This is a genomic window from Coleofasciculus sp. G2-EDA-02, from assembly GCF_040226375.1.
GTDB lineage: Bacteria > Cyanobacteriota > Cyanobacteriia > Cyanobacteriales > Coleofasciculaceae > Coleofasciculus.
The window spans coordinates 1-9965 of record NZ_JAVKEW010000061.1; the positions used below are offsets into that span (position 1 = coordinate 1).

At 44.2% G+C, this 9965-nt stretch carries 7 protein-coding genes and 1 pseudogene; 3 read left to right on the forward strand and 5 right to left on the reverse strand.

Annotation, left to right across the window (positions count from 1 at the left end; all coding sequences use genetic code 11):
• Positions 1–604: pseudogene (locus RLO19_RS06035) on the forward strand (hypothetical protein); the annotation flags it as partial.
• A gap of 84 nt (positions 605–688) precedes the next feature.
• Entirely contained in the window at positions 689–1492 is an 804-nt protein-coding gene (locus RLO19_RS06040) for a PhzF family phenazine biosynthesis protein (protein ID WP_446354736.1), read from the forward strand.
• Between the two features lie 100 nt (positions 1493–1592).
• On the opposite strand, the gene RLO19_RS06045 is transcribed toward RLO19_RS06040, so the two are convergent.
• The 5 genes from RLO19_RS06045 to mgtE all read right to left on the reverse strand — a co-directional run bounded on the left by RLO19_RS06045 (position 1593) and on the right by mgtE (position 7595).
• A complete protein-coding gene (locus RLO19_RS06045; protein WP_446354738.1) occupies positions 1593–2150 on the reverse strand; it encodes a hypothetical protein in 558 nt (185 codons plus the stop codon).
• Between the two features lie 226 nt (positions 2151–2376).
• A complete protein-coding gene (locus tag RLO19_RS06050; protein WP_446354740.1) occupies positions 2377–2967 on the reverse strand; it encodes a hypothetical protein in 591 nt (196 codons plus the stop codon).
• Between the two features lie 181 nt (positions 2968–3148).
• Positions 3149–4411: an RNA-guided endonuclease InsQ/TnpB family protein gene (locus tag RLO19_RS06055; RefSeq protein WP_446354742.1), complete on the reverse strand. Its 1263-nt coding sequence runs from the start codon at positions 4409–4411 to the stop codon at positions 3149–3151.
• A gap of 42 nt (positions 4412–4453) precedes the next feature.
• Positions 4454–6130 carry a WD40 repeat domain-containing protein gene (locus RLO19_RS06060; RefSeq protein WP_446354744.1) on the reverse strand — a complete coding sequence of 559 codons (1677 nt, stop codon included), beginning with the start codon at positions 6128–6130 and terminating at the stop codon, positions 4454–4456.
• 67 nt (positions 6131–6197) lie between these two features.
• On the reverse strand, positions 6198–7595 hold the full coding sequence (gene mgtE / locus RLO19_RS06065; protein ID WP_446354746.1) for a magnesium transporter: 1398 nt from the start codon (positions 7593–7595) through the stop codon (positions 6198–6200).
• Positions 7596–8136: 541 nt separating this feature from the next.
• Between mgtE and RLO19_RS06070 the strand changes: the two genes are divergently transcribed.
• A complete protein-coding gene (locus tag RLO19_RS06070; protein ID WP_446354748.1) occupies positions 8137–9765 on the forward strand; it encodes a histidine kinase dimerization/phosphoacceptor domain -containing protein in 1629 nt (542 codons plus the stop codon).
• Positions 9766–9965 lie beyond the last annotated feature (200 nt).

The window sequence follows — 9965 nt, forward strand, 5'->3', positions numbered from 1 at the left end:
TTACGGGAACGTCAAAAAAGTCTATTCAGTGAATATCGTCTACTTTTCTCTGGGACAGGGAGATGATTATATTTACCAAGGGACATTAGATTTTCGTGGTCTTCATTTAGATGATAAATTAGGTCTATCAATCAACCAGCGGAAGTTATTTAATATCCAAGAGGTCTATGAGATTTTTCCCGAGTATTATGTGATTAAAGTCAACAACTTTAACGATGTGGCGAAAGATACCCTAGATGAATGGATATATTTTCTGAAAAAGAGCCAAATCAAAGAAGAATTTACCGCCCAAGGGTTAGCGGAAGCGAAGGAAAATTTACTCGTCGATAGTTTGAGTGAAGAAGAAAGAGCCAACTACCTGAGATTTATGGAAAATCGGCGCTACGAAATCAGTCTAATAGAAAGTTCACGCTCAGAGGGAAGATTGCAGGGTTTAGAAGAGGGACTCAAGGAGGGCATTGAAAAAGGGATTAAAGAGGGCATGGAGCAAGGTAAACAGCAAGAAAAGATTAACATAGCCAGAATCTTAAAACAACAAGGGACTGATCTTGACACCATCACAGCAGCAACAGGACTGACTAGAGAAGAGATTGAGAAACTGTAAATCATTTGAGTCTAAAATCTATACCAGTAAGATCCGCGAATTCTTTGAGAAATTGGGGATCGGTGTAAACTGACCACTGAAGCAATGAAATACCCGATCATTCAAGTTGATGCCTTCACCCATACCCCATTTACAGGAAATCCAGCCGCTGTCTGTGTTTTGTCAACTCCCCAACCGGATAGCTGGATGCAGAATGTGGCACAGGAAATGAATCTGTCTGAAACCGCCTTTTTAGTTCCGCAAGACGATGGTTTTAATCTGCGTTGGTTTACCCCGACAGTAGAAGTCCCCCTTTGCGGTCACGCCACGTTAGCCAGCGCCCATGTATTATGGTCAGAAGGTCATCTTTCCCCCGATACCGCCGCCCGTTTCTATACCAAAAGTGGGATACTCATCGCCCAGCGTCAGGGTGAATGGATTGAGTTAGATTTCCCGGTGAATCATTCCCAACCCACAACCGCCCCCGCAGAACTTACTCAAGCCTTAGGCGTACCGATTAAAGCAGTTTTGCAGAATTCTTTGGGCTATTTGGTGGAAGTAGAATCGGAAGACATGGTGCGACAAGTGCAGCCTAATTTTGGTTTACTCAAAACCTTACCTATCTCTAATGTTATTGTTACCAGTCAGACTGATTCGGGTTCAGAGTATGATTTTGTTTCTCGTTTCTTTGCACCGGGATTAGGAATTGATGAAGATCCGGTAACCGGTGCAGCCCATTGCTGTCTAGCACCTTTCTGGCGCTTCCGCATCGGTCAAGATGAGTTTTTAGCGTATCAAGCATCCCGTCGAGGAGGCGTAGTCAAGGTACAGTATACTGGGAGCGATCGCGTCATTCTTGCAGGACTTGCGGTTACTGTCATGCGTGGGGACTTGATTTTAACAGATTAAATGAAGTGCGGAGTCTGGGTTTAAATTAACATCTCCATCTCCCTTGTCTCCCCCATACCCCACACCCCACACCCCACACCCCACACCCCACACCCTAGCTTCAGCGTCGAGAGGGTCCAGGATTGAGAAGTTGAACTTCGCTAATCCGAATCACGTAGGGATGATACTTATCTTTTTGAAAAGAACCAACCCAAACTTGATATTGTCCTGCTAACCACTGACCTGAAATTCCAGGATTTTTGCCTTCAGCGTCATCATTACACCAACTTCCGCCGGGTCCTTTGACCAATAGAGTTGTATCCTCAGGGCTTTCCACTTGCAAGCTGAGATAGTTGAAAAAAGAAGTTAGCTCTAGGATATGATCAGGCGGTTCATCAATATACCCAATACAAGAACCGGTTGGTGTTTCGGTACGACCCGAAACAGCTTGGGTTGAAACGGAACCGCCACTGATACCGCGAATGACAAAAGGATCGGGTGAAAATCGTCGCCCCAGTTTTACGTTCTCAAATATTGGTTGCGGTGTGGCGGATTGAGCATCAACGTCAGGAGTCATCACTAGTCCAGTGGCAAATGCTGCTGTGACAAATGCTGTTCCCCAGCGCAAAAAGCCCAAGACACTCCCCGCAGAATGAGAGAGGATGGACAGAGGTGACATATTAGTAGGGGGAGTAGAGAGGGAAAGGTGTCTTTTATCCATGACTAACCTATTTCATTGTTTGGGAATCTCTGGCAATTGGGTTTTTGACTTTGGCACGAGGTTGTACTGATTGGCAAAGTGAACAGAGGCGTGTTCCTCTTGGAGATTAACAACTCAATATGGTAGCTATGGACGCGGATGTTACAGGTTGGGTTCCAATCCTTGCCTAAGTCTCATAACGCGCTTACTGTTGAAGTTGCTCGAGTTCCTGTTGGATTTGCGCGATCGCACGTTCTAATCGTTCAACTCGTTCTGGGTTGAGAGCAACGGAGGTGCGCTCAGGCTGGGGAAGCTGATCAATGGTTTGTTTAAGTGCTACGATAATCCCGGCTAAAGTCTCAATCTGTTCTAATTCTGGACGCTGGGTAAATTTTTGATTCAATTCATCAAGTTTCGATTGTAGGGGAACCAGAGAACGTCGCAATCCCTTTTGCTGCTCATTAATTGCCTCAACGGTAGAGACAACAGCAGAAAGTTCCTCCCTAGATACCAGATTAGCCAAATTAGAATGATGTTGCTTAAGTTGAGCAAGTTCTGTACTCAAAGTTTGCATATCTCGGCTTAAGTTGTCAATTTGAGTGCGATCGCTGATCTTATGCCGAAGAAATCGGACAACACGACGGCGATTAATTAGATTGAGTAACAAGGAGATGGCTAAAGGCGCTAATCCATAAATCATCTGTCCGGATAGAACCGCTATGGCGACTCCCACAAATGAGGCAGCAACAGCAACAGATTCAGCGATAAAAAGCCAATTATGTTTGTCATTCGTCATTTGTCATTCGTCAGGGAACAGGGAACAGGGAACAGGGATGAATACAGTAATAGTCGGGGCGGGCGCGAGTTACATCTTTTGTGAGGTAGGAAACGATAGTAGTGAAAAGAGCCCCTATACAAATCTGAAGACGCGCCATGGCACGTCTCTACAAACCTGAAAATTGCTGCCAAAGTATGAACTACAGCGACTTACTTCGTTGAAGTCGCTGTTTCTGGCGTTTCAAAGTCCCTAGTTGCCGCATACTTCCGCACGCGGTAGCGCTAGGCGACTCTACGTCTAAAGAGGTTCGTTCCAAACCCCTTGCCCAAGTTTCGTTTACTTGAGCAGCATTCACGTCTCTATCCTCAACATGATTACAGTCAGGATTAGCGCAAATATGTACTCGATCAGCTAAAGTTTTAGGCGTTAGTTCCCAACACTTTACGCATCTTTGAGTTGGTTTGAGCTTTTGAGTTGGCGACTCAACATAGAATCCGCCAGCTTCAGCCGCTTTGTAGTCTAAAAGCTGACCGATAGTAGCAAAACCAACATCTAGGATAGAGCGGTTTAAGCCTGCTTTTTGCTTTTTACGCTTACCCTTTTTGGCTTTGCTAGTCATTCCTTTGACGTTTAACTGCTCTCCTGCGATTAGGCTATTACCGCCAACTATATCGCTAGTTGTTTTGTGCAGCCAGTCTTCTCTCTGACGCGCTACCTTGCTTTGGAGTTTTGAGACTCGTCTACGTTCTTTCTTCCATCTGCTTGAACCTTTTATTTTCTTGTTTCTGTTAGGCGCTCTCTTGCGTCTTAAACGCTTTGATGCAGCTTTTACCTTTGCCTGTCCTTCCTTAATAAAGGAGGGTTTAGCAATCTTTTCACCAGTTGATAGCGTTATTGCCTCTTTACAGCCTAGGTCAATGCCAATAGAGCCTGTATTTGTTGCTCTATTTGGTTCGCACTGAACTGTAATAGATGCGTACCATTTGCCGTTTCTCAAGCATATAGTACATGTTGTAGGCGTTCCCCAAGTTCTAGCCTTTCCCCTGATTTGTAGCTTTACGCCTAAATCTCGCAATTCTAGATGTCCGTTCTGTCCATTAGAATGCACTTTCCAGCTAGCTTTACCGGGATAAGTCCAACCAGCATATCTACGTTTAGCTTTGAACTTTGGGTATTTACCTAAGCCTTTGAAGAACCTTTGAAACGCCAAATCAACACGCTTTAATGTAGCTTGCAGAGTTTGAGAACCTAATTCAGCATATTCAATCCATACCTTTTTGAACTCAGGCAGGCAATTCTGTTGCTCAAAATAATCTACAGAATGACCAAACTGTTTATATTGCGTCCTCCGGTTTGCCACAGCCGCATTGTAGAGTTCGCCGTGCATTTTTCTAGCCCAATGTAACTTATCACTTTGGGTTTTGTTTGGATAGATTCTGTAGGTTATTCTTCGCATTTTCATACTTTTATTATCGCATAATTCTAGCTATTTTACAGGCTTAAATTAGTCTATTGGAAATCTCCGTACCTCCGATTTCCGGAACCTACACCCCTTCTTGCTTCGCGGAAGAAGGGGATTTACGCCAATCATGTTAACTGTACCATCCCGATTGCCTCCAGCTAACCACTGACCATCTGGACTTAGAGCAACGGATACCACAGAACCAACAGTGTTATTGCCTAAGACAAGCAACGGCTCATCTATTCCTAGCCACCAGATCTTAATCGTACCGTCTGCATGAGCGGCGATCGCACTTTGCCCATTATCACTAAAAACAATAGACATCGCGGGTGCACAGGGACATTGCCACATCTCTACCAGTTCAGCACTATCGAGTTGCCATACCTTCAGAGTACCATCAGTACAGGCGGCGGCTAACCGACGCCCATCGGGACTTAAGGCAAGGGAGTGAATCGAACTCAGATTGTCTGTAAGACTCAGTTTTAGATCAAAAGGATTAAAATGCCACAGATCAATAATGCCATCTCCGCCACCACTGACAAGGGTTTTGCCATCTGGAGTTAATGCGATCGCGGCTAATCGTCCAGCTTCTTGGACTAAATCCTGCAAAAATTCTCCCCGCTCCAATTGCCACAGCTTAATGGTTTGATCAAAACTAGCACTGATCAGGGTTTGGCTATCCGGCGTGATCACGAGCGATCGCACAGAACCATTATGACCCCTCAAGGTATGGCATAATTCTCCAGTCTCTAGATTCCATACCTTAATCATCTGATCAAATCCACCACTCGCCAGCCATTTGCTATCAGGACTTAAGGTAAGACAAAGAACTCCCTGCTGATGATCACTAAATGTATGAATCAGATCACCCGTCTCTATATACCACAGCTTTACAGTTTTGTCTAAACTACCACTAGCAAGGATTTGCCCATCAGAACTCATTGCCAAAGCACTAATCCAATCCTGATGTCCTTTTAGGGTTAATCTAAACTTCCAATTGGGTATGATCGGTTCGGGAGCAATGGAATTCGGATCAGGCTCGCCAAAAAGGGCGGGTTTCGTCAAATTATCAGTTTCCTCGCCCAAGTTATCTGTAAAACCCGCCCCTACAGCCCCTGCTCTGTGATCACTTATAGAAGAAACCGACTCGGAAGCGACAGGAAATAAAGACGGCTCACCCCCCGCCTCTGTGTACCAATGGGTTGATCGTTCTGGATCGGTGGCAACAGGGATTTGGTACTGTATCTTATCAATATCGGCAATTACTTGTGCGATCGCGGCTTCTAATTGCTCGATGTGGTTTGGCAATGAAGCACTATTGAGATAATCCACAACATTCCGCAGCGATTGTTCTACACTAACAATTCGAGCTTGAAGTTGTGCAATTTTGATCGCCCCTAATTCCGAAGCGGGGTTCTCAATTTGAGCCAGATAGTCGGGGAGTTTCCCTTGTAGAGATGCTAGCGCCTGATTAAGCTGCTGTTGGTACAAAGATTGACTCTCTTGGGACACTTGTCGATGCAGTTGAGCGATGGCTCCCGTGAGCCGATGTCGGCTGTGTTGCTCAAACCGTAGGCGATTGCTCAGATTGAGCAACAGTGTAATCGACAACGGAACCGCTCCATAGACAATTTTACCAGACGCCGCCGCTACAACCCAGCCAATGATTGAGACAGCAACAAAGATACACTCGGCAATTTTAAGACGGTGAGTTAGCATTCCCTGTTCATGTCATGAGGATGTCACGAAGTATGAAGTATGAATTATGAAAAAAATCGACAAATGACTAAAGAAGAACCATCTTGGCGATACTGAAATAAATCAACACACCTAACACATCAACCGCCGTCGTAATAAACGGTGCTGACATCAAAGCGGGATCTAATCCCAGGGAACGGAACAGAAAGGGTAACGCCGAACCCGCCACCGATGCAAGAATCGCGATGGCAACTAAACTGGTTCCCACCGCAAAGGCAACATTTATATCATCTCTGAGTAAATATGCCCAAACCGTCGCCACTACTCCTAAAATTGTACCCAGTATAGCTCCTGCCATTGCCTCGCGCCCGATCACCTGCAATGAACCCATATCGCGAATTTCGTCAGTGTTTAAACCACGAATCACCACCGTTGAAGATTGAGCGCCCACATTCCCCCCTGTACCCGTCAGCAGAGGAATAAATGCGGCAAGCGCCACAACTTTCTGTAAAATTTCTGATTGAGAGTTAATAATAGTGGCAGTCACACTGTTTGTCAGTAACAACACAAATAACCAAACCACTCGTTTACGAGCAACGGTAATTAAATTGGTTTGAAAGTAATTATCACGCCCGGATTGTACCCCACCGCCTAAGGCATAAATATCTTCCGTGGTTTCTCGTTCTAAAATATCGATCACATCATCAACAGTGACAATCCCCACCAAACGATGTTCTCGATCAACCACCGGTACTGCTAGAAAGTCATAGCGTTGGATTAACCGCGCCACTTCTTCTTGATCCGTATCCGTGTGCACACAAACCACATCGCGAGTCATCACTTCACCCAGGGTTTTTTCCGGTGGAGACACGACTAAATCCCGCAATGATACAATTCCACTTAGGTGTCGCCCTGCATCAGTGACATAAACATAATAAATCGTCTCTGTGGTACTGGCTAAACTGCGAATCCGTTCTAGGGTTTCGCCCAGAGTTAAGCTTTCTTTAAGAGAAATATACTCCGGGGTCATAATTCGCCCCGCTGTATCGGCTCCATAACCGAGGAGTTGGGCGGTGGCTTGGCGTTCCTGGGGACTCAGTTGAGCAAGCAAACGGCGGACAACTTTTGCGGGTAATTCATCAAACAATCGGACTCGATCATCTGGGGACATTTTGTCCACGATGTCAAGTACATCTTGGCGTTTAAATTCCTCAATCAGCGACTGTTGGACGCTAGAGTCAAGGTACTCGTAAACTTCAATCGCCTCAGCTTTAGAGAGTAAGCGGAATGCGATAACCTGTAGGGCGTCTGGCAATCCTTCGATTGCGTCGGCGATGTCCACCGGTTGTACGGGCACTAATACCTGTTTAGCGCCCTGAAAATTTTCTTGTTCCAACAGCATTTGCAGTTGAGTCCGAACTAACTCCCGCAATTCACTGCGCGATCCCCTCTGGAGGGGAATTTTGTTTTCACTCAAGTCAGACATAATTAGCCTGGATATTTCTATACTGTGCTAGATCCGGATTGCAAGAGTTGAATGGTTAGAGTTCTAGAAATAGATTGTTCCTCACTCCAACCGGGCAAAGGAAATCAAGAATCACTCAGCTAGCCATCGCCGCCGATGTCCGACAAAGATGTCAATCATGGATTCTTAAGTCTTCAGTTTAGCTTCAAGTGGTCTCTAGCTGTTTACTAAAGGATGAGGTATGAATGGTAAACTTTCCTATAAAACTCAACTGGATCGCGATATAATGCAATATTATTGTTTAAATAAAATCACTGTTTATGATGAATTATTACAGCTTTTTTAGTCGTTGATTGTAACTCGACATTTGCAGCGTAACTTTCCTACCCCAAGTCGGTAAAGAGTTCTCTTTAAGAAGTATTTATTCAGCATACCATCTTGGGTAGAACCAATATACCTTTAGAGAGAGGCGAGAAAATTTAACTTCTGATACCTATTCAAAACCTACCTTAATGAACTAAAATCAAATTTTTTCTGTTATGTCCTTTCCCCGAGGAAAACCATGTCCGTTGATCAGCCATCCAACTCTCACCTAGAGGTAGACTCTCCTAACTCGACCCATATTACCGCATTAGAAAACGAACTTGTTGAACTGCGACGCCAAGTCTCCCGACAGACATTACTCAACCAAATTGTTCAAGCGATGCGGGGTACGTTGGTGTTGGAAAATATTCTCCAAACCACAGTCGATCAACTCCATGAAACGCTCAATGTCAGTCGCTGTTTGATTTTTCGACCGGATGATGAGTCGCAAATGAGGGCGCATCACGTTTCTGAAGCGACAGCACAACGGGAGAGTGTTTTGGGTGTCTACTGTGATTTTTATCGGTATCACCACCAGAAGTTAAGTCAGGGTCAGCCTGTGGTTTTCCCGCAAATTACTCCCAATTTGCCAGAGGTGTTAATCAAGGCGGCGCAGGATTGTAAAATTCGCGCTATTTTGATTGTGCCATTGCTTCACCAAAATTCCTATATTGGTGGAATTAGTTTACACCAGTGTGATGATTCACGGGAATGGAACACAGAGGATATTGAGTTTGTCCAAGCTATTGCTGATCATTGTGCGATCGCGATTCATCAAGCCCAATTGTATGCTAAGTTACAATCTGAATTGAGGGAACGTCAACAGGTAGAAGAAGCACTACGGCAAAGTGAAACTCGCTTCCGCACGGCGCTCAAACATGCACCCTTGGTGGTGTTTAATCAAGATCATCAGTTACGCTACACTTGGGTCTACAATTCGGTTTCTGATGGCGAAGTGGATACTATCTTGGGAAAAACCGACAGCGAACTCCTAGCCCCCCAGGAAGCGCAACGGTTAATGTCCATTAAGCAACGTGTACTCAGCAGTGGGGTAGGAATGCGAGATCAAGTATCCCTCACCATTCATGGTAAACAGCGATACTACGATTTAACCGTCGAACCCTTACGCAGCTCAATCGGAGACATCGAGGGAATTACCTGCGCGGCAATGGATATTAGCGAGCGCAAACATATCGAGGATCAGCTTAAGATTTCTTTACAGCAAAAGGAAGTGCTGTTCCAAGAAATTCACCATCGCGTAAAAAATAACCTGCAACTTGTTTCTAGCTTGCTTGCTCTACAATCCCAGCAAATTGATGATCCTGAGATTCTCGCACTCTTCCAGGCAAATCAGAACCGAATCAAATCCATGGCTCTTATCCATGAGGAACTCTATCAAGTCGATCACTTGGAGCGGATTAATTTTCTCAATTATATCGAAAATCTCACCTATCATCTGATTCAAACCTATACTATTCATCCCGAATCTGTTATTGTAAAACTCAATGTTGATCAACAGATAAACTTCGATTTATCTACCGCAATTCACTGTGGATTGATTCTCAATGAACTGATTTCTAATGCCTTAAAACATGCTTTGAGAAACAACGGACAAGGGCATATTTGGATTGAAATTCATTCCCATAAAACAGAAAGTCACACAATTCAATTAATAGTGGGCAATACCAAGCCAACAAAAACTGAATGGATTGACTCTAATTCACCGAAAACATTAGGATTACAATTAGTTCACGCTTTAGTCGCACAACTTAATGGTAGACTTAAAATAAAGAAAGCCCCTCACACAGTCTTTGAAATTAATTTTTAATGCTCTAATAGTTGATTTTCATCCATCTTAGCAATAAAGTTTTATTTTTCGAGCTTGAGAAAAAGTTATCAATGGATAATTAATAATTGATAATTGACAATTGATTAATTGGGTCTAAGACCTCTTCGTTTACGAAGAAATTAAAAAAGATTTTCCTTAATTTCAATCCTCTTCTTTTAAGGAGAGGTCATTATCCATTG

Coding starts and splice junctions, on each gene's coding strand:
- RLO19_RS06040 (WP_446354736.1), top strand. CDS start 689: ATGAAATACCCGATCATTCAAGTTGATGCCTTCACCCATACCCCATTT.
- RLO19_RS06050 (WP_446354740.1), bottom strand. CDS start 2,967: ATGACGAATGACAAACATAATTGGCTTTTTATCGCTGAATCTGTTGCT.
- RLO19_RS06060 (WP_446354744.1), bottom strand. CDS start 6,130: ATGCTAACTCACCGTCTTAAAATTGCCGAGTGTATCTTTGTTGCTGTC.
- RLO19_RS06045 (WP_446354738.1), bottom strand. CDS start 2,150: ATGTCACCTCTGTCCATCCTCTCTCATTCTGCGGGGAGTGTCTTGGGC.
- RLO19_RS06055 (WP_446354742.1), bottom strand. CDS start 4,411: ATGAAAATGCGAAGAATAACCTACAGAATCTATCCAAACAAAACCCAA.
- RLO19_RS06070 (WP_446354748.1), top strand. CDS start 8,137: ATGTCCGTTGATCAGCCATCCAACTCTCACCTAGAGGTAGACTCTCCT.
- mgtE (WP_446354746.1), bottom strand. CDS start 7,595: ATGTCTGACTTGAGTGAAAACAAAATTCCCCTCCAGAGGGGATCGCGC.